1 protein-coding gene is annotated in these 371 nt (G+C 45.0%); it reads right to left on the bottom strand.

Features of this window, described 5'->3' with window-relative positions; all coding sequences use genetic code 11:
• Positions 1-357, bottom strand: a 357-nt coding sequence (locus tag A3735_RS09140) for a DUF4158 domain-containing protein (RefSeq protein ID WP_156499555.1), incomplete at its 3' end; no start/stop codon positions are given.
• Between the last annotated feature and the right edge of the window lie 14 nt (positions 358-371).

The following is a 371-nucleotide window of genomic DNA, read 5'->3' on the forward strand; positions in this document are numbered from 1 at the left end:
CCAGCTGTTGACTCCAGCAATTGATAAAACACGCTCATAGATGCGGGATTTTTGGTCCGCTTTCAAACTAAAGCGCCGAAACTTGAGGTCTTTAAAGTGAAATCGCGCAATAAATGCCAAGTCATCCTGCATGGATTTATAACTCGGGTTGAGCAGGATCGGTTTGCATTTGAAGTAGCCCAACAATGCAACGGCAACACAACGGTACTTGCGTTGCCGTATTCTGGATAGCTCCGCAAGTTCTTTATCATTTAGCGCGAAGTAAAACCGCTGATAAGACTCGTTGAAGGAAGGAACGCTGTATAAATCCTCGATTTCCGCGGCAGTGAGAATTGATAGCCGTTTGTCTCTGCTCATTCTTTGACCTAAAG

This window comes from Oleiphilus sp. HI0061, from assembly GCF_001635675.1.